This is a genomic window from Stenotrophomonas sp. 220_Sma (assembly GCF_056487375.1).
The window spans coordinates 3,045,241-3,071,367 of record NZ_CM151348.1; the positions used below are offsets into that span (position 1 = coordinate 3,045,241).

The window sequence follows — 26,127 nt, forward strand, 5'->3', positions numbered from 1 at the left end:
GAAGGCCGCTGAATTGCCGGCCAGCGGCCGGCACTACCAGTTCGCGTGTCACCCGGTAGCGCCGGGCCATGCCCGGCGTCGTTGTTCAGGCAACCGGCAGCCCCGACAGCGCGCCCATGAACTGGCGGTAGTGACGCAGCTCGGCGATGGAGTCATGCACATCGCTCAGCGCGGTGTGGTTGCTGTTCTTGCCGACGCCAGCGGCCACGGTCGGCGCCCAGCGCTTGGCCAGTTCCTTCACCGTGGACACGTCCAGGTTGCGGTAGTGGAAGTACTTCTCCAGGCGCGGCATCTGGCGGTGCAGGAAGCGGCGGTCCTGGCAGATGGAGTTGCCGCACATCGGCGACAGGCCAGCCGGAATCCACTGCGCCAGGAAGTTCACGGTCTGCGCCTCGGCCTGGGCCAGAGTGGTGGTGCTGTCCACCACGCGCTGCCACAGGCCCGAACGGCGGTGCTGGTTGCGGTTCCACTCGTCCATCGCTTCCAGCGTTTCCAGCGGATGGTGGATGGCGAATTCCGGACCTTCGGCCAGCACGTTGAGCTGGGCGTCAGTGACTACGGTGGCGATCTCGATGATCGAATCGTTGTCGGTATCCAACCCGGTCATTTCCAGGTCGATCCAGATCAGTCGTTCGTTGGCCGCGCCGTTGTCCGCCATGTGTCGCCTCGTTGCTGGGCAGGCGCGCGGCCTACCGGTGATGGAAAGAGGCGCCCATCATACCCGTTCGCCCCTCAGCCCTCGCTGGCGTGGTCTTCCAGCAACAGCGGCGGCTTGCCACGCTTGGCGCGGAAGTAGTTGGTCAGGCGCATGCTGGCTTCCTTGGCCAGTACCCCACCGTGGATCTCCACCCGGTGGTTGTGGCGGGCATCGCCAATGAGGTCGAACACGCTGCCGCAGGCACCGGTCTTGGGGTCGCTGGCACCGTAGACCAACCGTGCAACGCGCGCGTGCACGATCGCCATTGCGCACATCGCACACGGCTCCAGGGTCACATACAGCGTGCTGCCAAGCAGGCGATGGTTCGCCAGCAGTTTTCCGCCCGCCCGCATGGCCACGATCTCGGCGTGTGCGCTGGGGTCATGCGAGGCGATGTTGAGGTTCCAGCCCTCGCCCAGCAGTTGGCCGTCGGCACCGACCAGCACTGCACCCACCGGGATCTCGTCGAACTCGCGTTGTGCGCGCTCAGCCAGCGCCAGCGCGTGGCGCATCCAGTGTTCGTCGGTGTCGTGCACCGGCACACCCAGGGCGTCGGTCATGGCGGTTCTCGCGTGTCTGCAGGGCCAGGATGGCCGCCGGGGCCGCATTGTACGCCCGCAGCCGTGCAGGCGCCGCTAGCGCGCGTCGAAGCGCTCGCGGGCAGCGTCCAGGGCCGGGAAATTGTGCTCGGCCCAACGGTCCAACGCGGTCAGGGTGTCTACCAGACTGCGCGCAACCTCGGTCAACCGGTACTCCACGTGCAGTGGCTTGCCGCCCAGATCGCAGCGCTCGATCAGGCCGTTGCGCTCCAGCTGTCGCAGGGTCTGGGTCAGCACCTTCTGCGAGATGCCTTCGATCTTCCGCAGCAGCGCACCATTGCGTTGCGGGCCCTCGGCCAATGCCGGCAGCAGCAGCATCACCCACTTGCCGGAGATCAGTGCCAGAGCATCGCGCGCCGAGCAGTCGGCGGCATAGACATCACCGGGAAAGGCCATGGTTACCTCAAAGTGCGTAATTGCCGGGGCATGCCGGCATCGCGAGGATGGTCGCACATCCCAATACGCCCCTCCCTCATGCGCGCCCTGATCCTGCTGGCCCATCCCGAACCCCGTTCCTTCAATGCCCACCTGGCCGTGCAGGCGGCCGAGCAGCTGCGGCACGACCACCTGCAGGTGGAGGTGGTCGACCTGTATGCAGAAGGCTTCGATCCGCTGGAAGCGGCCTGGCACCATCCACGGCGCCTGCAGCCCGAGCGCTTCGATGCCCAGCGCGAACAACGCTACAGCGCCGAACACGACCAGTTGCCCGCCGATGTGCGGCATCACCTGCAGCTGCTGCAGGCCGCGGACCTGGTGATCCTGCAGTTCCCACTGTGGTGGTTTGCGGCGCCGGCCATCCTCAAGGGCTGGCTGGACCGCGTGCTGGTCTACGGGCCGATGTACAACAGCCGGCAACGCCACGAGCGCGGCGTGATGCAGGGCAAGCGTGCGTTGCTGAGCGTCACCACCGGCTCTTCGGCGCGGGCGTGCGCGGTCGATGGCCGCGAAGGCGATACCCGGCTGTTGCTGTGGCCGTTGATGTACAGCCTGCGCTACGTCGGCTTCGAGGTGATGGAGCCGTATATGGTGCACGGCGTGCGTTCAGGGCTTGCAGCGGAACGCATTCAGGCCCACGACGAAGCATTGGTTGCAGCCACCCTTTCCTACCGCGAGCGACTGTCGCGATGGCGGCAGTGGCCGACCGTGCCCTTCAACAACAGTGAGGACTTCGAGGATGGTGTGGCGCTGTGCGCGGAAGCGACTGCCTACAGTCCCTTCATCCGCCATCGCGATGCCGGATGAATCCGTACCTGCAGGCACAACCGGAAAGCTTCATACTTCGCATTCCTGCAAGCACCTTGGTGAACATATGACCACCCTCCGTCCCTCTCGCGCTGACGATGGCGCCGCCCTTGTCGACCTCTGGCGCCGCGCCGTCGACGCCACCCACGACTTCCTCAGTACCGAAGACCGCCAGGCCATCGACGCCGAAGTGGCCGCTTTCCTGCCGCAGGCGCCGATGACCGTCGCCGTCGATGCACAGGACCAGCCGCAGGGATTCATGCTGATCGATGGCACCCACATGGAAGCGCTGTTCATCGATCCGGGCGTGCGCGGTACCGGTATCGGCCGTCAACTGCTGCAGCACGCACTGGCCCAGCATCCGCAGCTGACCACCGACGTCAACGCACAGAACGCGCAGGCCGTAGGTTTCTACCTGCGCATGGGCTTTGTCGAAACCGGTCGTTCGCCGCTGGATTCGCAGGGCCGCCCGTATCCGCTGATCCACCTTCGGCATAAGGCCTGACATCCGTTGGCAGCAGCTGCGTGCTAGCGTGGCTGCTTTCGATCAAGGAATGCCGTACATGGATGGTGCAAAAGCCCTGTTGACCCTGTTTGCGCTGGGCATCAGCCTGGTCTGGATCCTGGTGCCGTTCGCCATCTTCGCCGTGCGCAACCTGCTACGTGAGGTACTGCTCGAGCAGCGCCGTACCAATGAACTTCTCGAGCATATCGGCGGCTACCGCATTCCGAAGCCGCAACCCGAACCGACCGTCTGGCGCGCGCCCTGAACGGGCGCCCGCCGTGGCTCAGGCTGTCGCCTCGAAGGCCGGTGAGTACTGCACCTCGCCCTGAGCCAGCGGAGGCTGCAGGCAAAGCACCTGGAAGTACTCCGCCGGCACGCCCGGCAGCGCCAGGCCCGGCTCGGCACGGAAGCCGAAGCGCCCGTAATAGGCCGGCTCGCCCAGCAATACACAGCCATGTGCACCCTGCTGACGCAGTGCTTCAAGTGCGGCGCGCATCAGGGCCGCACCGATGCCCTGCCCCTGCCACGCGGGCACTACCGAGATCGGGCCCAGACCAAACCAGCCCGTGCTGCCATCGCTGACCGTCACCGGCGACAGGGCAATGTGGCCGACCACCTGGCCCTGAGTTTCGGCGACCAGCGAAATGCTCAACTCCCCGCGGGCGCGCAGGGCGTCGACGATGAACTGCTCGGTGTGGCTGCTGTGCGGGGCTTCGCGGAAGGCGGCCTCGGTGAGTGCATGGATGGCGGCGTGGTCGGCCGTGGTTTCGGTGCGGATCATGCAGTTCAAGAGAACGCCTTTGATAACGTGATGAATGCGTGAATTATTGATTTACGTCGCAGATTCAACCGCGAACAGGCCCTGCCAGCAAGGCCAACGCGACACCCGAATCCCCTGTGCTGCAGTCGATTCGCCGGAATACACCGCATCGGGCGCGTCAAAAAGCCGTCGCGACGGTAGCACATCGTTCCCGACACGCTCCATAATCGAGAAACCTGTCACCCAGGAAGGATATATGGACATGGACGCACGATGCAGGATCAGGCCATGGGAGTAGCGCTCCCTGAAAGGAAAAGGCAGCCGCTGCTGGCGTTGCTCGCCCTTATCCCACTGGCCGCATGCTCACCCTATGCTGATGCCGAGCGCGACGTCCCTGCTGGTGGACGCGGCTTGGCCAAACTCAACCCTGCACCAAAGCAGGGCTACGAGCTGGTACTGACACTTAAGGATGCCCCTGGTCCCTTCGCGGTGGTCGAGGGCGTTGCCCAGTACGACGTCAGCAACCACAAGGACTGCGGCCGGGTCCTGAGGGCGACCGGTACCGCCAGCCGTATTACCAGCCAGGAGCTCGTCACGCTGCGCAAGGTCGGTGAGAACGAGTACCGCGGTACGTTCTACCTCGACCGCATGCAGGACCAAGACTATTACGATCGCGGCGTCTGTCATTGGACACTGACCGGAGTCGGTGCGATGTTGCGCGCCACGACCGGCGAGGCGGATACGCGATTCCTGACGTTCATCGACAAGGAGCGCATGGACGCGGGGAGCCGGGTGACGCGGCACTACCCACGCGCCGACTACCCCCGAATCGAAGAGATCACCGGATACGGAGCGAGCGGCGAGGAAGATCCTTCCAGCTATCGTGCCGATCTGCGCGACGCGCTGTTCTCGACCACCACCACTGTGCAGAAACTCGCGCCATGAGCTGCCAGTTCAACCATTCCTACCCCCAAGGAGGCCGACATTGCGCCACAAGATGATCCCGTGCCTTGCTCTGCTTCTGTTGACCGCCTGCAACCCGGAGACCGCCATGAACCAGGAACGTGCCGCTGCTGAAGCCGATGTCGCCCAGGGTGGGCGTGGCCTCGCCAAGCTCAACCCCAGCCCGCGCAAGGCCTATGAACTGGTACTGCGCCTGAAGGATGCACCCGGCGATTTCGCACTGGTCAAGGGCGTAGCGCAGTACGACGTCACCAACGAAGACCAGTGCGGCCACATCGAGCCGGCCACCGGCACAGCTGCACGTATCACCAGCCAGGAACCGGTGGAGCTGCGCAAGGTCGCTGAGGGCGAGTACCGCGGCATGCTGTATGTGGACCGCATGCTGGATGAGGACTACTACGGTCGTGGCGTCTGCAAGTGGGAGTTCACCGGTGCCGGGGCAATGCTGAAGGCGACGGGTGCCGAAGAAGAGACCCGCTTCCTCACTTTCGTCGACGCCAAGCCGCTGACCGAAGGTGGCGCCCATACGCTCTACTATCCGGATCTGGTCTATCCGAAGGCAGATCGCGTTCCCAACTTCCCAGCCAGTGGCGAGCCCGATCGCAGCAACTACGCCCCTGATCTGCAGGACAAGCTGTTTACGATCACCCTCTCCGCAAGTGAGGTGGCGCCGTGACCATCACCTCTCAGGACTACGCCGCGTTATCCAATGACGCCTACAAGGATCGGGCCGTCGGCCGACGTGAACCCGGCCAAGAAGAAAAAGTCACGTTAAACGGCCATGAGTACAAGATACTTGAGCATGTCAACAATCGTCTCAACGGCTATCAGGGCACCGTCTATCAGCGCGTAGACACCAAAGAGATCGTCATTGCGCATCGTGGCACCGAGCAGATCGCTCGCGATGCGATTCTGACCGACGGCGGCATGGTGGTTGCGCGCACCAACGTGCAGGCGCCTGACGCGATTGCTTTGACACAGAGGACGCTCGAAGGCGCCGCGCTTCAATCCCGCTTGAACGGTGTGCCCGCGCCCCAGGTCACCGTCACAGGCCACTCCCTCGGCGGCGCCCTGGCCCAGATCACCTCGCACCACTTCAACGTCAAGGGCGAGACCTTCAATGCCTACGGCGCGGTCAGCCTCAGCTACCGCATTCCGGAAGGCGGCAACACCATGATCAACCACGTCATGGCTTCCGATCCGGTCAGCGCCGCCTCGCCGCACTTCGGCCAAGTCCGCATCTACGCCAAGCCCGATGAGATCAAGACGCTCGCGGCAAATGGCTTCAGCAATCACGCCCTGCGTGATCTGATTCCAGACCGTCCGATCATCGCGGCCACCAGTTCATTCGGCGCGCACAAACTGGGCAACTTCCTCAACGAAGGCTCGGTGCTGAAGCACCCGGAAACGCAGAAACTGGCGAAAGACAACGCCAAGATGATCGAGGAGTACCGCGACGACGTCGAATCACTGCGCCGCGGTGTTACCCGTGCAGCACGCGGCATCCCGGGCGGCGCCATCGATCTGTACGACCACATCCGTGGCCCCCTGCAACCCGGTGAGCCGGCCCGTCGCGAGGCGGAGAAGAACGGCCATCACACCAGCATGCTGCGCATGGACGATGCCAATCACCTGGGCAACCCGCTGTTCAACGACGCGATCCGTGGCGTGCATGCGCAGGACGTTCGTGTCGGCCGCGTGCCGGATGTGATGAGTACGCAGTTGGCCGGCAGCCTGGCGGCGGAGATGCACGCTGCAGGCGGCAAGCGCATCGACGAAGTGGTGATGAGTGCCGATGCCTCGCGCAGCTTCGCGGTGCAGGGCCTGGGCGGCGACCCGGCGCATCTGCGCGTGTCGGTGGACACGGCCGTGGCGATGAACACCCCGCTGGAGCAGAGCAGCCAGCGCATTGATCAGCAAGCTGCGGGACAGCGCCTGGCACAGGACCGCGATCAACAACTGGAACAACAGCAGAACCAGACCCGCAGCATGCAGGCCTGATGAACAGCGCGGGAGCCGGTCAATCCGGCTCCCGCGTCACTTCGGCCCTCTGCCTCAGGGGCTGGAGGCCGCGACCGGCGCGGACGCACTGGCGATCACGAACAGATCCGGCCCGGAATCCGGGAAGCCACCACAGGCGCGATCGCCCGGTGCTACCGGATCACAGGGCCACTGCGCCCGCGCGACCTTCTCACGCAGCTCGAAGCGATCACCAGTCCAGACCACGAAGGCCAGGTGCTCGCGGTTCCAGTCACTGTAGGCACGCGGACCGCCCTTCTGCGCCGTCTCCGGGTACTGCACGAACCAGCGCATGGCCGGGCCATACTGCAACTTGCTGTGGTCCAGGCTGATCCGGCCCTCGCGCGACAGCTGCCGCGCACGATCGGCCTCCGTCACCTGGGGCATGGCCGGCATGGCATCGGCGGTCACATCCCTCGGCGCGGCGTCCCCGCGAACCTGGTACACACGCTGGGCCACATAGGCCTCGCGGCAGTCACCCGCTGGCACACGTACCGGCTCCGCGCCGTACTCATCGCGGTTGGCGACCCGGTCGCTGCAGGTGAACGGTGCCGACACCAGGTAGAACGTGCTGTCGGCGTCGCGTCCCTCCAGCGAGCGCACCCAGATGTCGCCCATCCGCGCGATGAAGTCCGGGCGCTGGCCGTAGCCCGGCACCGCCTTGAACCAAACCTTCTGTTGCACCTCACGCTCGCGCCAGCTGCGCGGCAGGTGGATGTCCTGCTGGGGCAGCGCGACCAGCAGCGCGGCCAGATGCGCCGGCATCGTGCCCTGGCAGGCGCCGATCAGCAGCTCGCCCTGGGCCGCCAGCCGCCCAGCCAGATCCACCGGGCAGCGGGCGCCAAGCGCACGCTCGGTCGCCTGCTCGGGCGGCAACGGCGCGATGACCAAGGCGGGTGGCGCGGGAGCTACCGCCGGGACGGCTGGCTCGACGACAGCAGGCGGTGCAACGACAGGCGCCGCCGCGGGTGCAACGGGCACAGGCGTCGGGTCTGCAACCGGCGCCGCGGCAACGGCTTCAGACGGCATGGGTGCTGCAACAGACGCCGTCCCTGCAGGCACGTCAACGGTCGGCTCGGCAGCCGGGGGCGTCTCCACGACGGGTGCCGCGGCCTCCTGAGCCTGTGCCGACGCTACGGCAAGTCCAAGTGACAGCAGCCAGAGCGGCGGCAGGCGGCGCACGGATGCATTGCAGCGGGCAGCGGCGTGCCGGGCATTCGAGGGAACGATTCGCATGTGGTGTCCTTCCGAGTGGGTTTCCATGTCGGCGCCACAGGGCGCCACGCGTCGTACGTAAAGCGCCGGCGGGTCCCCTGCCGCCGGCATCAGGTGTTACAGGGATCGAGAACGCTGCTCCTGCTCGCGCGCGAGCGTGGCCGCCGGGTCCTGCTGGGCGCCGCTGGCAGCCAACTGCTGGCTGCTCTGCGCCAGCGGCTGCTGCGCCGCCTGTTCGCGATCGACCGATGCGCGCAGCATGGCTGGATCGCCCAGCGCACCCTGTACCGCAAACAGCGTGCGACCGTCGTTGCCGGCCAGGAGATGATCGATGCGCGACAGGCCGGCCTTATGCGCCCCCAGCGCCAATGAGCCAGCGGCATTGTCGAGCTCCTGTACGCTGCGCAGTCCACTCTGTGCTCCCATCTGCTGCAGGTGCCGGCGTGCATCCTCGAACAACGCGTTGCCGGGCTCACCGGTCTGCGACATGTCTCGGGCAACACTCTGCGCTGGCGCACCGACTTCGCCTCGATCCAGTCGCGCCATCACGTCCGGCGTCAACTTATGTTGCCAGACCTCGAAGCGTTGCCGGCGTGCCTCGATGCCATTGAGCGCGCCATTGAGCGCATGCGTTGCTTCGCGCACATCCTCGCGCGCCGCCTCCGGCACTCGCGTCTGCCACTGCCAGACGGCAATACGGCCTGCGTGCTCGGGCTGCGCGGCCAGCTCCGGCTGATTCACCAGGTCCAGATCCAGCGCCTTGCCGGCACGCTCATAGTTTTCCTTGCCGACCAGCGGCAGATAGCCGCGGCCGTGGTACTTCAATGCGTCGCCGGGCGCATCGTTGCCCATGCGCCCGCCGTACATCAGCTCGGCAAGATTCTCCGGGCTGCCACGCAGCGCTTCCTGGCGGGCGCTCTCCAGCGCAGCGTTGCCATTGCGCCACGCAGCTTCCACCGGGATCTGCGAGATTCCCCGGGTGAAGTTGAAACTTTCATTGAGCCGGCTCAAGCCGCGCGACTCGTGCCCTGCCTGGGCCATGAAATTGGCCAGTTCAAGCGGGGAGTCGATGCCGGCTTTGGTCGCCTGCCGCAACAGCTGCGACTCTCTATCGGTCGACACAGTGCAACTCCTGAATCTTCATCAGCGCGGATTCCCTTCCGCCGGTTGGAGCTTGGCTCATGGAAGCGACACCTCGGCGACACTGGACGGATCGAAGTCCTCGAACCGCACCCTGCCCAGCTCCGCCACCGAGTAATCCCGGATGTTGGTCGCTTCGGTCTCGATATCCACGACCTTGCGTCTCACCCCGTCCACCCAGCAGGCCTTGTCCGCGGGCGCATAGCGGAACCGGTAGGTGCTGCTCCAGCGCTCGCGGCTACCGCCGTTGGTGATCACGCTGAAGGTGCCCTCCTCGACCATTGCATACGCAAAAGGGTCGCCGGCCAAGCCACCTCGGGTGGAACACGGCACCAGCTTGTCGTTGCGCGCGGCCAGCTGCCAGCGCCCGCGCCCGTCACCGCGCAGCAACAGCAGCACCCGGTTTGGTCCGTGCTGTCCGGGCACCAGCCCTTCCGGTGTCGGCTGGTCGATGACCAGCAGCTGATACTCGATGCCATCGCCGTTGGGCTCGCCCCTGACGGCTTCCAGCAGGTTCGCACCGGACGGAACAAATGCCAGGGCATCGTCCATGTGTGCGCCAACCCTGTCTTCCATCCCCTCCCACTCCTTCAATATCGTCCCGCCGATGCTCGCGTCGTAGGCGGGCGTAGTGGCGTTGCCCAGTCGCGCCAGTCACCCTGCAGGTGCGGATGATAGCTCCGGGAGCACCATGGCAGCGTCGGTGGCATGCGTCACCCGTTGAGCGGAGGGACAGGGTCCTCATGGACGGGAAGGCTCCTGCAATCGGTAGCGCCGAAGCGCCATTTTTCCGGCGCCAGGAGAGCTTAGCGCGAGGAGGTCGCTTGCGTCGAAGAGCGAAAGCTTGAAATGGCGCTACCAGTCACAGAATCGGGGACCGCATCCACGAAGCAAGACGGGCGCAGGCGGCGCAACACCCCCAAATCGCCTGTAGCTTCACATGCAGTTGTTGAATGCCAGAGGACAGGCTTTCGCATCGGCGTCGATACATTCTCCCACTGCCTTTTCCTCCGCCTCGGGCAGCGTCCGGCCGCGTACGCCTGATATCTCTTGAAAAGTGGAATAGCACACGCGACGTAGACGGATCTGCATTGTGCTCCCGCCGCAGCTCTGCAGTCCCGCAAGGCAGTCTAAGTTGCCCAGCTTACCGTACTAGCATTAACGTATTTCGTCCCAGTGAACATCAGCGCAGTAGAAGAGACTGATGAGACACATTCAGCCGGAAGTAGGCGCGCAGCATTTTATGCAGCGGCTCTCCAACGACAACACTCTTCGAGAATATACCAGCGTGCCCGCCGACACATTTACATGAAAATTCTTCAAAAATAGGTTTGGTACAGTTTTCATACAGCACCGCGCACTTCCCGCTCACATCATTCTTGCACTTGGAGTGCGCCATTATCAGCGCCATTTCCGGCGTAGCACCACGCCCCAGCGCCGACATTCCACGACCCGTCTTCCCACTTGGAATGACCCAAGCCACACACTGATTTCGATACGCCAAACTGACGGAGCAATCGGCGGCACCCGTTGAACTGCACTTCCGCAACGCCTCTTGCTCTGCCGCTAGCTGTGATCGAAGGCCGGTCGATGCTCCTGCGTCCTGAGTAGACCGGGACTCGGCGATTGCCCCCCAAGTCTTTATCCACCGCCCAGTCGGAGAGTTTGCGGGCAATTCGGAAATCCCGCCACTCGATGTGCTACTCGGTGCGCCACTTGGAATGGGGGCACAACCTCGGGCGCCCTGACCTCCAATCGGGTAGTACCCTGGCGGACAATTGCCTTCAGCAAAGGATTGATGCGCCACGCCCAAGATCAAAGTACTGGCGAGAATCGCTTGCGATACAAGAATTTTCATCGCCCGCCACCTCCACCTTTATCGTGCATATCGAACTCGCTATGCAACGCTGCCATTCGCATTTCCTCTAACCCCAGACGATGGTGGCGGAGAGTCAAGGCACCCTGCAATCTCGGAGTGACTGCAGAACCTACACCCATCGGTTGAGATTCGTGAGTCGCCGGTGCGTTCGGCTTGTATTGCCCCCCCGCCCGTCGAACCCGGCGGCTGACCATTCGGGCCCGGCGATGCCGGTACTGCACTACCGCCAATCTGCGAATATGCCATGAAGCTGCCCAATGTTCCCTGGAAGAACATCGCCGCCATCGGGCGGCGCAGTCAGAGAATCAGCATGGTCAGGATCAGGCCCATGCCGCCTTGCTGCAGTGCCATGCTCGACATACCTTCGCTGAAATTCTCACCCATCAGCGTACCCGTCAACGTGCTTCCCCAAAAGGCGAACGCAACCTTGGACACCATCTTCATCGCGATGCCGGTCACATCAATGGACCGGAATATCAGGGCGCGACATAAGCCTGCAACTTAGAACTCATCAAATATCGGTTTACTGCAGTCCGAATAGATCTCTTCGCAATATCCCGGCTGATCATTCTTGCACATGGCTTGCGAGTTGAATTTTGCCCTTTCGGGCGTGGGACCAGATCCAATCCCGGCACGACCTGCGCCAGAACGCCCCCTTGGAATGACCCACGAGACACACTGATTTTGATACGTGAAGCTAACCGAACAATCAGCGGCACCAGCTGATCCGCATTTTGAAATTGCCTCACGAGAAGCCTCCTCCTTGGATCGCTTACCGACAGAGGTGCCCGCGTCCTGAGTCGTTTTCGATTCAGCAATCGCCCCCCATGTCTTGGTCCATCGCCCAGTAGGAGAGTTTGCGGGCAATTCGGAAATCCCGCCACTCGATGTGCTACTCGGTGCGCCACTTGGAATGGGGGCGCAACCTCGGGCGCCCTGACCTCCAATTGGATAATACCCTGGCGGACAATTGCCTTCAGCGAACGCAACTTCGGTCAATGAGACGAGAAGAAAGAAGAAAAGAATCACCCATTGCTTTGCTCCATTCATGAAACTGTCCTCACCCCCTTCTCATTGGACCAGCTAGACGGCACCGCGATTGACATTTCCTTCGTCTCATAGATCGACTCAGAACAAGCGGAACAGGCCGCTTTACATTGCACTCCATCAGAGCACATACCGCGCGAAGCCGGCAGCTCCAGTCGCTCGATGAAACACACACGGCGCTGCCGCTTGAGTCGTAACGCGGTACAGCACCACACGTGGCGCCCCTCACGCCCTATCGCTCGTAGAAGGCGAATCGCCAATAGCGCCCACCAGCGGCTATTTGGCATGGCAATTTCCGAGGCCATCAATTAACTATTTAAGAGAACTAGAACTCCTCAAAAATCGGTTTCGTGCAGTTGGCATAGAACTCCACACATTTTCCTGGCTGATCATTCCTGCACATTAACTGGGCCACAAATAGCGCTCGCTCCGGCGTGGGCCCACCACCCACTCCCGACTGCCCGCCCCCAGAACGCCCACTTGGAACGACCCAAGAAGCGCACTGATTAAAGTAGGCCAAATCGACCTTGCAGTCACGCGCTCCTCCCGATGCACACTTGGAAAGAGCCTCTTGCTCTGCCAGCTCTTTGGCTCTCTTTCCCGTCGACACTCCTGCGTCTTGAGTGTTCTTGGAAGACGCTATCGCCCCCCAGGTTCGCACCCACTTGCCAGTAGGACTGGCAAGCTGAATCTCCGCTGTGGTACCACCTCCACTAGCGGCCCCGGGTATAGGCGCACACCCCCGTGCCCCTTGCCCCCCAATCGGGTAGTAACCAGGAGGGCAATTACCTTCGGCAAAGGATTGATATGCCACGCCCAAGATCAAAGAACTGGCGAGAATCGCTTGCGATACAAGAATTTTCATCGCCCGCCAACTCCACCTTTATCATGCATATCGAACTCGCTATGCAACGCTGCCATTCGCATTTCCTCTAAGCCCAGACGATGGTGGCGGAGAGTCAAAGGCACCCTGCAATCTCGGAGTGACTGCAGAGCCTACACCCATCGGTTGAGATTCGTGAGTCGCCGGTGCGTTCGGCTTGTATTGTCCGCCTCCCGTCGAACCCGGCGGCTGACCATTCGGGCCCGGCGATGCCGGTACTGCACTACCGCCTATCTGCGAATATGCCATGAAGCTGCCCAATGTTCCCTGGAAGAACATCGCCGCCATTGGGGGCGCAGTCAGAATCAGCGTGGTCAGGATCAGGCCCATGCCGCCTTGCTGCAGCGCCATGCTCGACATACCTTCACTGAAATTCTGACCCATCAGCGTGCCCGTCAACGTGCTTCCCCAGAAGGCGAACGCAACCTTGGACACCATCTTCATCGCGATGCCGGTCATCGCTGCCAGAACCGCCATGGAGAACATCGTGCCTATGCCGTAGAGCAGCCACTTCTGGAACAGCTGCTTGGTCTGGTCAAACAGCAAGCACAGGATGAACAATGGCCCCAGGCCGATGAACAACGCCAGCGCGACCTCATACAGCAAAAGCATTGAGCCAGCTGTGACTGCCGGACCACCAGTGCCCATACCAATGAACCACATGGCACGGGTCTTCGCGTTGTCCAGCGTCACGTCGCTCATCACGTCCAGCGCGTCAACGCTGGATAGCGCCAGCTGCATGTAGCCCAGGTTCTCATCGATCAGATCCTCCGGTGAGTCCTTCTTCCCGGTCACGACGTAAGTGATCTCGTTCTTCACGTCATTGATGAGAAAGCCATGCATCTCGCGACCGAACATACCCATGGTCGTGGCAACCGACACGATCAGCGCGGCCTTGGCCATGTTGGTCACGAGCACCATCATCGAATCGCGGCTGCGACCGGTGGCGATCCGGAAACCCTGAATCAGCACCCAGAGCGTCATGAGAGTCAGTGCAATGCCACCGACCCACGCCATCATGCGTCCAAGCAGCTTGACGCCGTACTCCGCGATTTCCTTATGCAGGTAATCGAGGATCAGCCGGAAGAACACAAAGTCACCAATTGAGGATGACGCGTGCAGATTCTGCAGCATGTGCAGGGGGCCTTGCCCCAACATGCCATCCATCAGCCCAAGATCCATAACTTCACCTAGAATGTGATTGCAGCTCGACCGGAGCAGCGTCTAATCAGTTGGAGAGCGCTGCCTTCAGTGCCGCGGCCTTCACTACGGTACCGAGAGGTGACTGACCGGTACCCTTCAATGCGCGCTGCGCAAGAATCTGCTGCATCTTGGTCAGCGCCTGAATCTGCTTGTCATACCCTTCAGTCTTCTTTTCCCAGGTCGCAAAATCCGCCTGCATATAGGCGTCAGAAACGACTGCATTCGCGGAGGCCTCTGCCATCGCACCCTCGCCGCTCCACAGATCGCGGATATCCTTGATCCTGTCCAGCACCTTGCGCATGTCGGGCATCGTCTTCTGCACAACTTCCACGGTCTCGTTGTACTTCTGATTCTCCATGACCTGGATTGCAGCGCAGATGTTGCGCTGCTGGGCGATGATGTCCCCACCCGGGCTCAAGTCCAACGCAGTGAGGATACCGCTCAGGCTCATGATATTGCCGGCGCCGCAGCGCTCGGCGACATTCCACTCAAGCGGAACCGGCTCCAGCTTCACGCCTTGAGGCATCAGTGGCGAGGCGATGATCTGATTGAACTTCGCCAGCTTCTGCGCCCAGTTCTGAGTTGTTTCCAGAAACCGTTGCGCCTGGGTACTGTACTCGAGCAAGGCTTCCCCCTGAGCGGCAAGCGTATGGACCTCAGTCAGCGTGCTGTTGAAGGTATTCAAGCCAACCTCAACCACCGGGATGGTGTATCCCTTCACGGGGAAGCTGAGCAATGCGGCGACGGAAATCGCCATGGCGGTGGAACGGAGCCGGGAGACTGCACTCGGCGTCTTGGCAGTACGGGCAGTGGTTTCCATGTTCTTCTCCATCGAATTCAAGGGGCTTGCTGCGTTCACGTCCATTGCGACAGTCATGCTGCAACCTCCTTACTGTTGGATGCGGGCTTTCCGGAGCCCTTGCGGTTCTTGTAGAAATCTTCCAGCCACTGTTCCGGCGTCAGCTCATCCACCGTCACGCGTGCACGCACGGCGGCGGTCTGCAGGACGCGATGCATGATGTCGATGTTATCGGTCGACGCCGAGATCACCGACAGGATGTCGTCCATGCCGCGCAGGTTGAGCTGGCAGACACTGGACGCATGACCCTGCTTGACCAGGAAGCAACGCGAGCGCTCGTCCAAGGCGGTAACCACATTGAACTCGGCCTCGGTCAACTTCAGGCCATCCATGTAGTCGCTCTTGCTGGCATTCGGGTTCGGCAGCAGGATCAGGGTAGCGGTCTGCTCGATCAGGGCGGCGGAGATATCACTCTTCAGCGCGTCCTCCGGGCTCTGCGTGGCAAAGATGCCGAGACCGTTCTGCTTACGGATGGTCTTCTGCTTGTTCTTCGCGAACTCCTTCAGGCCACCTTCGCCGTCCAGGATCTTCCAGAATTCGTCCATCACATAGATCAGCGGACGACCGTCGATCAGCGACTCCAGGCGGTGCAGCAGGTAATTGATCACCGGCACGCGCACTTCAGGATTGTCGATGATGTCGGTGTAGTCGAAGCCGATGATGTTGGCCTTGCTCAGGTCAACGGTATCGATCGGATTATCGAACACCCAGCCCAGCGAGTTGCCCGAGGTCCAGCGGCGCATGCGCGCGTAGAGGCCATCGTCGCCCATATTGGGCAGGCTCTTCTGGAAGTTGGTCATGCTGCGCAGGTGCATCGGCGTATCGAGCATGCTCTCCACCGCGCGGTAGATATCCTCTTCCTCACGGGCGCTGTACTCGCGCTTGCCGGCCAGCACCTTGATCAGGTCAGCCAGGAACTGCAGGTTGGCTTCGTTGTTCTCGCACTGGAACGGGTTGAAGCCGGTCGGTGCGCCGTTCTCCAGGGCCAGATAGTTGCCACCGCAGGCGCGCACGAAGATCTCCGCGCCGCGGTCCTTGTCGAAGAAGAAGATGGTCGGCGACGGCTCGTACTTCTGCACCTGGCTGAGCAGGAAGTTGATCAGCGCGGTTTTACCGGTACCGGACTTGCCGATCACCATGGTATTGGCGATCGCCTTCTCACCCAGCGAATTCTCCGAGGGATGGGTCGCATGGAAATTGAAGTAGTACGGCTGGCCATTGGTGGTCTGCAGCGTGGTAACGCAGTCGCCCCACGGGTTGTTGTGCTGCTTGCCGGTGGCGAAGTTGTGCAGCGGCGACAGGCCCAGGAAGTTCAGCGAGCTGACATTGGCCAGGCGTGTGCGATAGCGCCAGTTGCCCGGCAGCTGCGAATAGAACGACGAGGTAACCGCCAGGTCTTCCTTGGTCGATACGAACCCGGCGTTGGACAGCTCGGCGCGGGTCGACGCGACGTTCTGCGAAAGCTTGGCCTGCGTGTCGCCGTAGACCGCCATGATGAAGTGGTATTCACCCAGCACGAAGTTGCCCGACGACAGCTGATCCATGGCCTGGTCCAGCTCGACGATCTGGCTGACCGCCTTGTCGCCGGAGGAGATCATCATGCCCTTGGTGCGGTCGAGCACCTTCAGCGCGTCCTGGCGCCCCATCGGGCTGAACGAATGGGTGATGACGTATTCGTAGTCGAGGTACTTCAGGCCGTTGAGGATGCCCGGGTAAGTCCCCTCGGCATACTCCTTGATGTTCAGAATGGCGCCGTAGTGATTGGCACCGTTGGGAGTATTGATCGCAAAATCGCCGGTCTTGGCCGAGAACATGTGGCGACTGACCGGCAGGTAATCCTTGATCGGTGCCGACAGCACCGGCACCGGCTCGTCGATGCGATTGATCAGGTAACCGAACAACTCCAGCGTTTCCGAGAACACCACGCCATTCTTGGCTTCGTACATACCCAGGCGATACGGCGCGTAGTCGCGGATCACGGCCTCGACGTTGCCGGCCAGTTCCATCAACTTTTCTACCGCCTGCTCCTGCTCTGCGCGCAGCTTCTCCACGTTCGCCGACTTTTCGACGAAGCGTTTGCCCGCCACCACCGGGCGATAGATCATGGTCAGGTACAGCTCGTTCTGCATGATGCGCTGCGAGGACAGCATGCCCATGTATTGGTCGGACACGTCCTGGTTGAAGCGCTGCTTGTAGCTGCTCTTGCCCTTCAGCGTGCGGCGGCGACGGATGTCGTGCACCCAGAAAGCCACGTTGACAAAGTCCGGTGCGCGCAGGGTCTGCAGCAGGCGGTTGAACGTGTTGTGGCGATGCTCGAGCTCCCACTCCTCTCGGCCGACGAACGGCAGCCCTTCCAGATGCCAGGTCAGCAGGTAGTCGCCGCCCGTGGTCTTGACCACGTTCGGGGCGACATGCGACGACAACGGGATGAACTCACTGATGGAGGTGTCAGGACTGAACATACGACTGCTTCCAAAGAGGTACTGCCAAGGAGTTTCAAGAGACCTGGCGAGCGCGGACGCCCGCCAGGCCGGATCCGGACCTCAATCCATTCGGGCCGGCTTGTTGCGGTAGTGATTGGGGTTGAACACCCACATGCCATCGTGTTCCGGCACGTTGCGCACCTTCAGCTTGAACATCAGTCGCAGGCCCAGCAGGCGGAAGATCATTTCGTCACGCTTGGCCATGTGCCGCATGATGAAGATCGCCACCGGGATGGTGAGCAGGAACCAGAAGTTCGTGTACACACTGAGCAGCAACAGCCCGCCTGCCACCATGAAAAATGGCAGATAAGGCACGCCCAGGAACATCGCTGGGCGCGTGCAACCGCGGAACAGGACGTTCTTATGCACTGTAGTACTGAATCGCGTTGTTGATCAGGTAGTAGGTCGTGCTGGTGCCAGCACCGCACTTGCCGTCGCTGCCTTCACCCAGCAGCATGCGCGCGATCTGGCCGGCGGCACCGATCAGCACGCCACCGATCAGGATCGGCGCGACGTCGCTGATGCGCTTGTGAGCAAAAGCGATCTGGTAGCCGGCGAAGATCACCGCAATGGTCACCACGGCGATCGAGGCCATGTTCAGCAGGCCGTTGATGTTGGAGAAGAAACCGCAGACCTTCTTGTCGGTGCCGCCGAAGTCGGTGTTGGTGGCGAACACCTGCGGGGCGAACAGTGCGCCAACGAAGATCGTGGCCATCAGCAGGGTCTTCAGCGTGCGCTGGGCCTGGACGAGGTCGAGATTGGATCGCTTCATGGATTGATTTCCTTGTTGATGGACTAACACAACTGAATCGACCAGCCGGGGGACTGGCCGCACCACGACTTCGTCAGAACACGAAGGCCGCATCCCCTGCGGGAATCTGCTGCAACGGCGCAGCCTGCACCGGTGCATTGAATGAATTTTCGCCACCGGCCACAGGCTGGTTGCGCTCGCTCCAGGGCCGCAGCATCACGGGCCCCTCGCTGCCGGCGCTGGCAGCGCCCGGCAACTGCTGCGGCATGGCCATTGTCTGCGCCGGACCCTGCTGAGGCAGCTGCTGAGGCAGGCCACCGGCCTGTTGCTGCGGATAGGCGGCCCCTTGGGTGGGCTGCGCCTGCGGCTGCATCATCCGATCCACCGAGCCCAGTACCACTTTGGAAAGCGCCTGGTCGGCGATGTTCAGCAGGCTGCCCCGCGCCATTGCACCGGTGGACGGATACACGACATACGCACGTGCCGGATCTTCCGACGGCACGTACACCGGGCCACTCGCCTGCGCAACGATGCGCGCCTGCGCCGGCGAAGCGAGCTGCGGGTGATGCTCGACCTTCACGCTGCGGCGTTCGCCGCGACTCACCACGTCGATCGGTGCAACACCATTGCTGGCAAGCTGCTGCCCACGGCGCATCGAGTCATAGACCTTCTGCACATAACCATGACGGAAGCCGGTCTCGAAATTGCCCGAGTAGTAGCAGCTGAACGACTTGCCCCAGTCACCACCGGAGCGCTTGTAGCACTCGGCGAGGATGCGCGAACCGGCCTGCAGGTTCGGGCACTGCTGGAAGGCCTTCTCGTAGGAATCCAGACCGTACTTGCCGAGGTTGTAGCGATTGACCTGGGCCAGGCCAATGGAGAAGTTGTAGCCCTTCTCCTCCAGCATGCGAACGGTGGCCAGCGCCTCGTCCAGGGCCTTGGGCTGGCGCACCAAGGCACCGCCGACCACGCCGATGGCGTAAGGGTTGCGCGACGATTCCACGTTGATGACGTGCTGCATCACGTCCATCGAGACGGCCATTTCCGGGCACGCCATCATTTCCAGTCCTGGCAGCATTGGTCAGCCCTCCTGCCCCTGGGCACGCCCAGGATTGAAATCAATACCGGTGATATAGCGCGAGCCTGCGTGCGCCTTGATATGCACGACGATGTCGATGGTCATCATCAGCAGTCGCTTGATCACGTTGAATTCCAGGCCCGAACCTTCGGTCGAGGCCTTGACCATCAGCGCCAGCTGATCCCAGGTCTGCTCCGGGCTGCCGGCATGGCAACTGGTGATCGAGCCCGGATGGCCCGATGCGCAGTTGCGGATGAAGTAGAACGCCTCGTCACCGCGCAGCTCGGCGAGGATGATGCGCTCGGGTTTCATGCGCAGACAGGCTTCCATGCAGCTCTTTGCGCTGACATTGCTGGTGCTCTGCCCCCCCTTGGAGTACAGCAGGTGCACCACATTGGGTTGGGTCAGAAACAGCTCGCGCGCATCCTCGATCGTGACCAGGCGCTCGCTGTCCGGGATATGATTGACCAGCGCTTTCATGAAGGTGGTCTTGCCGCTACCGGTCGCACCGGATACGACGATGTTCTTGCGGTACATGACCGCACGCCGGAAGAACTCGGCGTACTCGCGCTGCTGGCGCAGCTCCAGCAGCTCGCGATCCTGCTCGCTCAGACTGCCATCCTGTTCCAGAATCTGGTTGAAGAAACCATCCTCGTGGTACTGGGTGAGCGACTTGGTGTGCTTGGACGGCAGGCGGATAGTGATCGAAACCTTGCCGGCATCGCAGGCAGGCGGAATTACGAACTGCGCACGCTGCCCGGTCGGGAAGGTCAGCGAGACGACCGGATCAGCATCGGTGATGCGCTGGCCGGTATTGCTCTCATTGACGACGGCCGTGCAGAACTGCCGGGCCCGCTCGAAGGTCAGGCTCGGCACGTCTACCCGCTGCCACCCCGCCCGGGTTTCCAGGTACAGCTCACCGGGACGGTTGATGCAGATTTCCGTCACTTCCGGGGAAGTCATGTACTCGGCGATGCCCAGCACTTCGTACTGATAGCGCAGGAAATCGCTGGAGACGAGGGCGAGGGGTGACACTTCGGCGTCCATGATCGTTCGTTGGGTTACCGGCGGGGGTGGAGCACGTTGGTGAAGTCGACGTCCTTGGCGACGTAGACGTTCACGATCGTGCCCTGGTTGATGGTGACTGTCGGCGGACGACGGTTGCTGCTGAGTGCCTCGTTGGCCAGGCGCTCCATCGTGCGTGCGGTAGCACTCTCATAGGGCGACTGCACCGTCATGCCGTTGTTGGCGATGGTGGTCGTCTCCGGACCGTGTTCGGCAGCCGCGTACTTGAAGGCATCGGAAATCAGGCTGATCATCAGCGCCGAGGCGATACGGCTGCCCCAGTGCGCGCTGTACTGGCCCGGATGACCGGCGCCGCCCAGCTGATCCACGCCCGGGCTGGACATCGCAACATCGATGCCATTGGGGGTGGTGATGCGATCCCAGATCACTTCCACGCGCTTGCCGATCGGACCACCGCCGTAGGCGCCATAGATCTTGGAGCCCTTGGGCAGCAGCAGGTTGCGACCGTTGATCGAGTACACCGGCTCGGTCAGCAGGCACGACGTGTAGCCGGCCAGATCGGTGATGATGCGGGTTTCCAGCACGCACCGCAGGTAGGTGCCGCGCACCAGCAGCGCATCGGGGCTCTGGATGTAGGTGGCACTGGAAACGTCTTCCACATCCGGCCCACGGCGGATCTTCTGCTGCCCCTGCTGGTTGGGCATCATGTTCGCAAGCAGCGCCTGGCGGGTCTGTTCGTCGAGCGCACTGCGCTGCGGTTGCGCGCGATTGCCTGCCGCAAGCGCGGCATCATCCACGCCAGCCATCCGGCGCTCGACCAGCGTCGGCTCACGGGGTCCCATGGCTTCCGGCCGGGATGCGATGGGCACCAGCTTCGGACCTTCGTCCTGTGGCATCGGCGGAAGCATGGGAATCGGTTCGGCGGCAGTCGGCGGCGCCTGCGGAGGCGGCGCAACGTCCGGCAATGTCGGCGTGCTGGCACGTGCGACATCCGGCACCTTCTGCACGGCGTCATCACTATCCTGGCCCTTGCGGAACAGCAGGAAGCCCATTGCCATCAGCAGCAGCACGATGCCGCCGAGGAACAGCAGGGCCTTGCGATTCAACCGCTGCTCTTCGGCCGAGCGCAGCTGCGGCGCGGCCGCATCAAGGTCCGGCGCTGGCTCGGCCTGGGCCGTGCCGAAGTAGGGATTCGACGGCGCGTCCGGGGCACCCTGTGCGCCATACGGGCTCTGGCTCTCGTCGCGTCCGTTGTTCGGGTCGTTTCCGGGAGTGTTCTGCTGGCTCATTTCTTCACGTTCCTTCGCAGGCCGACGACGAAGTCGCCGTGGCGGATGACCAGGTACGGGTGCGTCCCGTGCACGATCAGCGTATTGCCTTCAACCGTGGTGTTGACCACGAAGTCTTCACCGTATTCCGTTTCGCGACCGAAAACCGCCGGGAAGATGCCGGTCTTGTACTCCGGCGAATTCGGCAGTTTCAGATAGGTGAAACGACCATCGTCATAGGCGTTGACCGGGATCAGCCATCCCATCTTCTTCGCCTTGCTGGTCGAATAGGAGTAGTTGAAGTTGTACTGGCGGTCCTTGGCCAGTTCAGAGCTCAACAATGGCTTGGCCTCTTCTTCGACCGCTTCCTGGGCGACGCCGAACACGGTGTCGTTCGGATAGACGAAGGCGATCTTGTACTGCACGCCTGCACGACGGGCCTGTTCCAGCTGGCGCCAGTCAGTGGCTACCACCTTCAGCTCGAAGATGTAGGAGTGGGTCTCGGTGCGCACCATCATGTTGGTGTCCACGTCGACGTTCTTCGGCTTGAGGTAGAACACGTTCTCGCGGCGGGTCAGCTCCCAGCCGCTGCTGAAGCCGGTGCTGTAGTCGAGGATCTTCTCGTTCGGGCTCAACTCGATCTGGGTGGTCAGGCCCAGGCCGGTGCGAACCGGATAGATGCGGTCCTTCTCGTACTCGTAGTGGTCCACCGCCTGCGCCATCGCTGCTGCTGAAAACAACAGCGACAACATCGACAGCAGCGCCAGCGCGCTTCCCCTGATATTTCGACTACTCATCGGTTGCTTGCTCCATCAGCAGTTCCGGTGGAATTGTTCTGCGCCGGCCTCATGGCCGGCTGTCCGGGCATGGCCTGCCCCGGCATTGCTTGCCCCTGCACCGGCTGACCCGGCATGGGCTGCCCCTGTACGGGCTGGCCCGGCATCGGCTGGCCCGGCGTCGGGCCATTGGCCGGGACGGCGACCGGCTGGCCGGTGGCCGGATCGATCATCGTGGCCGCGGCCGGGTTGTTGGGATCGTAGACACCCTGGGCCTGCTGCGCGGCCTGTGCAGCCTGCTGCGCCTGCGCCTGCATGGCGCCGTCATCCGGCACCGGGACGCCACGGGAATAGTCGTTGTCGACGCGATACTCGGTGACCTGGAAGGCCAGCGGATTGAGGATGCGATCCTGCTCGGACAGCGCGAGGTTCTGGTTGTAGCCGAAGCGCATCGTCACCAGCTGGTTGTCCAGGTAGGTGGCAACGCCAGTGCGCTTGTCCAGCAGGCTGCGCTGGATGCGCACCGAAGCGCCGCGGAAGCTGCCGTTCGCTTCGGCGCCCAGCGGCGTGATGCTGAGGATCTTGACCCGGATGGCACGCTCGCGGCCATACATCACGAACGGGTTCTGCGGGTTGTTGCCGGCATAGCGCACGCGCATGGACTGCGCCACCGGATCGGTGGACATCACGAACACCAGTTCCCAGTCGCGCAGGCCCATCACCGCCGAGTCGTACGATTCGCGCGCGAGCACGTACTGGGCGACGTTGCTGCGATTGATCGCTTCGTTGGTGGTGATCGTCTCGCCCTGGAAGGTGCCACTCAGGCGCGCAACGGTCGCGGTGCCGGTGTAGGCATCGGCCATCACCAGGAACGGCACCTTCTCCTTCAGCGGCAGCATGTAGTAGTAGCCACCCGCGAGCGCGAGCGACATCAGCAATGAGCCTGTGGCCACCCACCACGCACGGCGCTCGCTGCGACGCGCCATGTCGGCCACGGTGATCTCGTAGCTGACCGCCTTGGCGACCGACTGCTCGACCTTGGGACTGTTGCCGGGATCCTTCTTGCGGAACATGGATTCTTCCGTACTGCTGAAACATCAATGGGCATGGAGCCCCTGCGACAGGCGCGGGGAGCGGCACGTTCGATGGTTTCGAGGTGGACTCAGGTGCCGCTGCTGGAATCAGCGCCCTGCGCCGACGCGGTGGGCGTCGAGCCAGCGCTCTGCACAACGATCTGGTTGCCAACAATGGAGACGGAGATGCCTTGCGCCGAATACGCCGAAGTCAGATCGATCACGGCCTGCTGCGCATTGGTGGTGTCGATCTTCGAGACCGCGCCATACAGCGTGAAGTCCGAGCTGAGGCGGTAGTCCAGTGTTCGTCCGGAATCCTTGGCCCAGCGCTCGAGCATGGCTTTGAGCGTGCCATCCATCGGCGAGGCCTGGTAGACGTAGCTGGAGTACAGCGGGATCTCGGTTGTGGCCGCGGCGAAGCGGTTGACCGGCTTCCAGCGGCCGCCGAAATCGGGGGCCGGCTTGGTGGCACACCCTGCCACCATCAGCGCCGCGACTGCGGCGATGGAGATTTTCGCGATAAACGCCTGATTCATACGGGCTTCACTTTGACGTACGAAAAAGCAGTCCCGAGCGTTGGTTCCCTGGCCGTCCGGCGCTGCATGGCGCACGCCGGAATCGGGGAGACGCGCTGGCATGCAGCACACCTGCCCCGGCTCCCCTGCAGCCCGAAAGCTGCCAACCAGGTCGCGGGGCCGCCAGACGTTGCCGGCAACACACCCGCACACCCTCACCAACGTCGAAACCATCCTTGTTTCCATGGCACAAACTCCTGGCCACCCTGCGCTACAACTTTTGCCATCCAGCACACGCTTCTGGATGACGCACACAGAGTTACACAACCACGCGTCAATTCCATGTCAGACAAGTCTGAAAATCTATGAACAGATGCCGAATTTTTGACTCAGCTCACGGTTTCACGTCGGTGAATATGAATCTACGTCACAAATTTAGCGACGTGAATTAGACGTTAAGCATCGGAACGTCGACCTTCGGCAGCAGCCGCGATGTGAAATAGCGATCCTTGTAATAGCGGATCTTGTCGCACTTCACCGGATGCGGTATGCCCTCGTAGAGGAATACTTCCTTGTCCGGCCCCATCGCCTTCAGCTCCTGCGGCAGCATCAGTGCACGCCGCTCTTCGGTGAAGTTGTGGGTCTTCTCACGGGCATGGGTGACGTTCTTCTTGCGGACGGTGGTGTAGCCCAGCATGTCCGAGTAGTCGTTGGCGTCCTGCTGCTCGCGCGGCGCGTACAGGATCTGCAGTGCGTGGTTGGTGATGATCGTGCGTGACACTTCCCGGCCGTAGGTGGCATCAAGCTGGGACATGCTCTGGATGATCGGCAGCAGGCGGATGTTGTAACCGGCCATGTAGGACACCGCCGAGGCGATGATCTCGACCTTGCCGATCGAGGTGAATTCGTCCATCAACAGCAGGCACTGGTATTTCAGGTCCGGGTTGGACTTGGGCAGTTCCTTGGTGTTGAGGTTGATCAACTGGCTGAAGAACAGGTTGATGATCAGCCGGCTCTCGGCCAGCTTGTTCGGCTGGATGCCGATGTAGATGGTCATCTTCTTCTTGCGGACATCGGTCAGCAGGAAGTCGTTGCTGCTGGTGGCCTTGTCCAGCACCGGATTGATCCAGGGATTGAGCGGCTCCTTGAAGGTGCCCAGGATCGAGGCGAAGGTCTCATCGGCCTGGGACAGCATGTTGGCGAATGCCGAACGTGCGTTGCCACTGAGGAATGACCGCTCCGACAAGGCCTTGAGGTACTTCTTCAGGTCTGTGCCGTCGCCCGATGACAACCGGTAGACAGCGCCCAGCGTCGGCGTGCCCGAGCCGCCCGGGAATCCGCTGCTGCGCTCGTCATCCCAGTTCTCGAACAGATACAGGGTGAAGGCCATGAACGCATTGCGCGCCTGGCTGACCCAGAATTTCTGGTCCTCGGCCCCGTCCGGATACAACATCGCGGCGATGCTCATCAGGTCCGAGACACGGAACGCCGGGTCATCGGAAACATAGCTGAGCGGGTTCCAGCGGTGCGTGCGCCGATCTTCGGCGAAAGGATTGAACAGGTAGATCTCCTGCCCTTGACTGGCACGCCAGCCACTGGTCAGGTCGAAGTTCTCCTGCTTGATGTCCAGCACCACCAGCGATTCGCCGTACTCCAGCAGGTTCGGGATGACGACGCCCACGCCCTTGCCTGAACGGGTGGGCGCTGCAAGGATCACGAACTGCTGGCCGTCCAGCCGCACCAGCTTGCCGCCATGGCTGCCAACCACGATGCTCTGGCCGGTCTTCTTGAACATGCCGTGCTTGGACAGGTCGGCGCCGGTGGCAAAGCGCGCGTCGCCGTGCAACGAGCGCTTGTCCTTCTTCAGCAGCAGCACCAGGCCGGTCACCAGCAGCACCAGCAGCGGCAGGCCGAAACCGAGATAACCGGCCCACTTGATCTTGCCCACGAAGGGCGCGACCTGTGGCTGGCCCAGCGCGTTGAAGTACTGGTAGTAGGTGTTCCAGGTGAACAGCTTGGTGTCCAGCCCCAGCAACAGCAGGGTCAGGTAACCGGAAAACACGAAACCAAGCAGCAGGGTCGCCAGCGTGATGGTGGCGATGAGCAGATACTTCTTACTGGGCAACACCCGGATCCTCCATGATGC

At 62.3% G+C, this 26,127-nt stretch carries 29 protein-coding genes; 6 read left to right on the plus strand and 23 right to left on the minus strand.

The window, feature by feature from the left end:
• Nucleotides 1-85: 85 nt before the first annotated feature.
• From orn to ACZLIB_RS14305, 3 genes are all read right to left on the minus strand, one after another.
• Nucleotides 86-658 carry an oligoribonuclease gene (gene orn, locus ACZLIB_RS14295; protein ID WP_121503572.1) on the minus strand — a complete coding sequence of 191 codons (573 nt, stop codon included), beginning with the start codon at nt 656-658 and terminating at the stop codon, nt 86-88.
• 74 nt (nt 659-732) lie between these two features.
• Nucleotides 733-1,257 carry a tRNA adenosine(34) deaminase TadA gene (tadA, locus tag ACZLIB_RS14300; protein WP_032129512.1) on the minus strand — a complete coding sequence of 175 codons (525 nt, stop codon included), beginning with the start codon at nt 1,255-1,257 and terminating at the stop codon, nt 733-735.
• Between the two features lie 75 nt (nt 1,258-1,332).
• Entirely contained in the window at nt 1,333-1,692 is a 360-nt protein-coding gene (locus ACZLIB_RS14305) for a winged helix-turn-helix transcriptional regulator (RefSeq protein WP_032129513.1), read from the minus strand.
• A 78-nt stretch (nt 1,693-1,770) separates the two neighbouring features.
• Here ACZLIB_RS14305 and ACZLIB_RS14310 point away from each other — a divergent pair, with 78 nt between their 5' ends.
• From ACZLIB_RS14310 to ACZLIB_RS14320, 3 genes are all read left to right on the plus strand, one after another.
• Nucleotides 1,771-2,538, plus strand: coding sequence for an NAD(P)H-dependent oxidoreductase (locus ACZLIB_RS14310; protein WP_154263896.1), 768 nt, complete (start codon nt 1,771-1,773; stop codon nt 2,536-2,538).
• A gap of 67 nt (nt 2,539-2,605) precedes the next feature.
• Complete coding sequence (locus tag ACZLIB_RS14315; RefSeq protein ID WP_154263898.1) at nt 2,606-3,043, plus strand: acetyltransferase; 438 nt, start codon at nt 2,606-2,608, stop codon at nt 3,041-3,043.
• Between the two features lie 58 nt (nt 3,044-3,101).
• Nucleotides 3,102-3,308, plus strand: coding sequence for a hypothetical protein (locus tag ACZLIB_RS14320; RefSeq protein WP_154264969.1), 207 nt, complete (start codon nt 3,102-3,104; stop codon nt 3,306-3,308).
• A gap of 18 nt (nt 3,309-3,326) precedes the next feature.
• On the opposite strand, the gene ACZLIB_RS14325 is transcribed toward ACZLIB_RS14320, so the two are convergent.
• Nucleotides 3,327-3,833, minus strand: coding sequence for a GNAT family N-acetyltransferase (locus ACZLIB_RS14325; RefSeq protein WP_478467968.1), 507 nt, complete (start codon nt 3,831-3,833; stop codon nt 3,327-3,329).
• Nucleotides 3,834-4,076: 243 nt separating this feature from the next.
• Between ACZLIB_RS14325 and ACZLIB_RS14330 the strand changes: the two genes are divergently transcribed.
• Genes ACZLIB_RS14330 through ACZLIB_RS14340 form a run of 3 tightly spaced genes read left to right on the plus strand, consistent with a single transcriptional unit; the run spans nt 4,077 to nt 6,767 of the window.
• A complete protein-coding gene (locus ACZLIB_RS14330) occupies nt 4,077-4,748 on the plus strand; it encodes a hypothetical protein (RefSeq protein ID WP_478467970.1) in 672 nt (223 codons plus the stop codon).
• A gap of 40 nt (nt 4,749-4,788) precedes the next feature.
• Entirely contained in the window at nt 4,789-5,442 is a 654-nt protein-coding gene (locus ACZLIB_RS14335) for a hypothetical protein (RefSeq protein WP_182266329.1), read from the plus strand.
• Nucleotides 5,439-6,767 (plus strand): XVIPCD domain-containing protein, encoded by a 1,329-nt coding sequence (locus tag ACZLIB_RS14340; RefSeq protein ID WP_478467972.1) that lies wholly within the window; start codon nt 5,439-5,441, stop codon nt 6,765-6,767. The genes ACZLIB_RS14335 and ACZLIB_RS14340 overlap by 4 nt, the downstream gene beginning before the upstream one ends.
• A gap of 54 nt (nt 6,768-6,821) precedes the next feature.
• On the opposite strand, the gene ACZLIB_RS14345 is transcribed toward ACZLIB_RS14340, so the two are convergent.
• The 19 genes from ACZLIB_RS14345 to ACZLIB_RS14435 all read right to left on the minus strand — a co-directional run bounded on the left by ACZLIB_RS14345 (nt 6,822) and on the right by ACZLIB_RS14435 (nt 26,109).
• A complete protein-coding gene (locus tag ACZLIB_RS14345; protein WP_478467973.1) occupies nt 6,822-7,676 on the minus strand; it encodes a hypothetical protein in 855 nt (284 codons plus the stop codon).
• Between the two features lie 441 nt (nt 7,677-8,117).
• Nucleotides 8,118-9,122, minus strand: coding sequence for an XVIPCD domain-containing protein (locus ACZLIB_RS14350; protein ID WP_478467974.1), 1,005 nt, complete (start codon nt 9,120-9,122; stop codon nt 8,118-8,120).
• A 57-nt stretch (nt 9,123-9,179) separates the two neighbouring features.
• Complete coding sequence (locus tag ACZLIB_RS14355; protein WP_478467975.1) at nt 9,180-9,716, minus strand: hypothetical protein; 537 nt, start codon at nt 9,714-9,716, stop codon at nt 9,180-9,182.
• A 607-nt stretch (nt 9,717-10,323) separates the two neighbouring features.
• The gene (locus ACZLIB_RS14360) at nt 10,324-10,998 is read right to left on the minus strand and encodes a DUF4189 domain-containing protein (RefSeq protein WP_478467977.1); all 675 of its coding nucleotides are present in this window, start codon (nt 10,996-10,998) and stop codon (nt 10,324-10,326) included.
• 318 nt (nt 10,999-11,316) lie between these two features.
• On the minus strand, nt 11,317-11,478 hold the full coding sequence (locus ACZLIB_RS14365) for a hypothetical protein (protein WP_010484874.1): 162 nt from the start codon (nt 11,476-11,478) through the stop codon (nt 11,317-11,319).
• A gap of 42 nt (nt 11,479-11,520) precedes the next feature.
• Nucleotides 11,521-12,069 (minus strand): DUF4189 domain-containing protein, encoded by a 549-nt coding sequence (locus ACZLIB_RS14370; protein ID WP_478467979.1) that lies wholly within the window; start codon nt 12,067-12,069, stop codon nt 11,521-11,523.
• A 322-nt stretch (nt 12,070-12,391) separates the two neighbouring features.
• Nucleotides 12,392-12,931, minus strand: coding sequence for a DUF4189 domain-containing protein (locus tag ACZLIB_RS14375; RefSeq protein ID WP_080356581.1), 540 nt, complete (start codon nt 12,929-12,931; stop codon nt 12,392-12,394).
• Nucleotides 12,932-12,970: 39 nt separating this feature from the next.
• The gene (locus tag ACZLIB_RS14380; RefSeq protein WP_010484868.1) at nt 12,971-14,116 is read right to left on the minus strand and encodes a TrbL/VirB6 family protein; all 1,146 of its coding nucleotides are present in this window, start codon (nt 14,114-14,116) and stop codon (nt 12,971-12,973) included.
• Nucleotides 14,117-14,177: 61 nt separating this feature from the next.
• Entirely contained in the window at nt 14,178-15,029 is an 852-nt protein-coding gene (locus ACZLIB_RS14385; protein WP_248853659.1) for a hypothetical protein, read from the minus strand.
• Complete coding sequence (locus ACZLIB_RS14390) at nt 15,026-17,473, minus strand: VirB4 family type IV secretion/conjugal transfer ATPase (protein WP_478467980.1); 2,448 nt, start codon at nt 17,471-17,473, stop codon at nt 15,026-15,028. Before ACZLIB_RS14390 ends, ACZLIB_RS14385 begins: the two co-directional genes overlap by 4 nt.
• Before the next feature lie 81 nt (nt 17,474-17,554).
• Entirely contained in the window at nt 17,555-17,863 is a 309-nt protein-coding gene (locus tag ACZLIB_RS14395) for a VirB3 family type IV secretion system protein (RefSeq protein ID WP_080347493.1), read from the minus strand.
• Nucleotides 17,856-18,266 carry a TrbC/VirB2 family protein gene (locus ACZLIB_RS14400; RefSeq protein ID WP_010484857.1) on the minus strand — a complete coding sequence of 137 codons (411 nt, stop codon included), beginning with the start codon at nt 18,264-18,266 and terminating at the stop codon, nt 17,856-17,858. The genes ACZLIB_RS14395 and ACZLIB_RS14400 overlap by 8 nt, the downstream gene beginning before the upstream one ends.
• Nucleotides 18,267-18,339: 73 nt before the next feature.
• Nucleotides 18,340-19,323 (minus strand): lytic transglycosylase domain-containing protein, encoded by a 984-nt coding sequence (locus tag ACZLIB_RS14405; protein ID WP_049463037.1) that lies wholly within the window; start codon nt 19,321-19,323, stop codon nt 18,340-18,342.
• Between the two features lie 3 nt (nt 19,324-19,326).
• Nucleotides 19,327-20,370 carry a P-type DNA transfer ATPase VirB11 gene (virB11, locus tag ACZLIB_RS14410; protein ID WP_032976212.1) on the minus strand — a complete coding sequence of 348 codons (1,044 nt, stop codon included), beginning with the start codon at nt 20,368-20,370 and terminating at the stop codon, nt 19,327-19,329.
• A 14-nt stretch (nt 20,371-20,384) separates the two neighbouring features.
• Nucleotides 20,385-21,638: a TrbI/VirB10 family protein gene (locus ACZLIB_RS14415; RefSeq protein WP_049463035.1), complete on the minus strand. Its 1,254-nt coding sequence runs from the start codon at nt 21,636-21,638 to the stop codon at nt 20,385-20,387.
• Entirely contained in the window at nt 21,635-22,414 is a 780-nt protein-coding gene (locus tag ACZLIB_RS14420; RefSeq protein ID WP_014037652.1) for a TrbG/VirB9 family P-type conjugative transfer protein, read from the minus strand. Before ACZLIB_RS14420 ends, ACZLIB_RS14415 begins: the two co-directional genes overlap by 4 nt.
• Nucleotides 22,411-23,466: a type IV secretion system protein gene (locus ACZLIB_RS14425; RefSeq protein WP_121503588.1), complete on the minus strand. Its 1,056-nt coding sequence runs from the start codon at nt 23,464-23,466 to the stop codon at nt 22,411-22,413. Before ACZLIB_RS14425 ends, ACZLIB_RS14420 begins: the two co-directional genes overlap by 4 nt.
• Before the next feature lie 89 nt (nt 23,467-23,555).
• The gene (locus ACZLIB_RS14430) at nt 23,556-24,002 is read right to left on the minus strand and encodes a hypothetical protein (RefSeq protein ID WP_478469935.1); all 447 of its coding nucleotides are present in this window, start codon (nt 24,000-24,002) and stop codon (nt 23,556-23,558) included.
• 427 nt (nt 24,003-24,429) lie between these two features.
• Nucleotides 24,430-26,109, minus strand: coding sequence for a type IV secretory system conjugative DNA transfer family protein (locus ACZLIB_RS14435; protein WP_369352822.1), 1,680 nt, complete (start codon nt 26,107-26,109; stop codon nt 24,430-24,432).
• Nucleotides 26,110-26,127 lie beyond the last annotated feature (18 nt).